The sequence below is a fragment of the uncultured Flavobacterium sp. genome (assembly GCF_937967675.1).
Taxonomy (GTDB): domain Bacteria; phylum Bacteroidota; class Bacteroidia; order Flavobacteriales; family Flavobacteriaceae; genus Flavobacterium.
In genome coordinates, this window is record NZ_CALBSN010000046.1 from 1 (window position 1) to 1,362 (window position 1,362).

A 1,362-nucleotide genomic window follows, 5' to 3' on the forward strand; every position below is an offset into this window, starting at 1 on the left:
TATAAAAATGAGTAAAATTATTGGAATCGACTTAGGAACAACCAACTCATGTGTGGCTGTTATGGAAGGTGGAGAACCTGTTGTAATTGCGAACGCAGAAGGTAAAAGAACAACGCCATCTGTTATTGCTTTTGTAGAAGGTGGAGAAATTAAAGTTGGAGATCCGGCAAAAAGACAAGCAGTAACTAACCCTACAAAAACGATTGCTTCGGTAAAACGTTTTATGGGTAACAAGTATACTGAAAGTGCAAAAGAAGCTTCAACAGTAGCTTACAAAGTGGTAAAAGGAGACAACGATACACCTCGTGTTGATATCGATGGTCGTTTATATACACCACAAGAATTGTCTGCAATGACACTTCAAAAAATGAAAAAAACAGCTGAAGATTATTTAGGTCATTCAGTATCTGAAGCAGTTATTACTGTTCCAGCTTACTTTAACGATGCGCAACGTCAAGCTACAAAAGAAGCGGGTGAAATTGCTGGTTTAAAAGTAATGCGTATTATAAATGAGCCAACAGCAGCAGCTTTAGCTTATGGATTAGACAAACAAGGTAAAGACCAAAAAATTGCTGTTTACGATTTAGGTGGAGGTACTTTTGATATTTCTATCTTAGAATTAGGAGATGGCGTTTTTGAAGTATTATCTACAAACGGAGATACACACTTAGGTGGAGATGATTTTGACCAAGTAATTATCGATTGGTTAGCTAACGATTTCAATGCTGCTGAAGGTGTTGATTTACGTAAAGATCCAATGGCATTACAACGTTTAAAAGAAGCAGCTGAGAAAGCTAAAATTGAATTATCAGCTTCTGCTCAAACAGAAATCAACTTACCATACGTAACCGCTACGGCTTCTGGACCAAAACACTTAGTACAAACATTAACAAGAGCTAAATTTGAACAATTAGCAGAAACTTTAGTAAAACGTTCTATGGAGCCAGTTGCTAAAGCGTTAAAAGATGCTGGTTTATCCGTTTCTGATATCGATGAGGTAATCTTAGTAGGAGGTTCAACTCGTATCCCAGTTATCCAAGAGCAAGTAGAGAAATTCTTTGGTAAAAAACCATCAAAAGGAGTTAATCCAGATGAAGTTGTAGCTATTGGTGCTGCTATTCAAGGTGGAGTTTTAACTGGAGATGTTAAAGATGTATTGTTATTAGATGTTACGCCACTTTCATTAGGTATCGAAACTTACGGAGGTGTAAAGACAAATTTAATTGAAGCTAATACGACTATCCCAACAAGAAAATCACAAGTTTTCTCAACTGCAGCAGATAACCAACCATCGGTAGAAATCCACGTTTTACAAGGAGAAAGACCAATGGCAAATGATAACAAAACAATTGGTCGTTTCCA

1 protein-coding gene is annotated in these 1,362 nt (G+C 36.8%); it reads left to right on the plus strand.

What is annotated here, in order from left to right; all coding sequences use genetic code 11:
- Nucleotides 1–7 precede the first annotated feature (7 nt).
- A partial coding sequence (gene dnaK / locus Q0075_RS03320; protein ID WP_297868273.1) for a molecular chaperone DnaK occupies nt 8–1,362 on the plus strand: 1,355 nt, incomplete at its 3' end.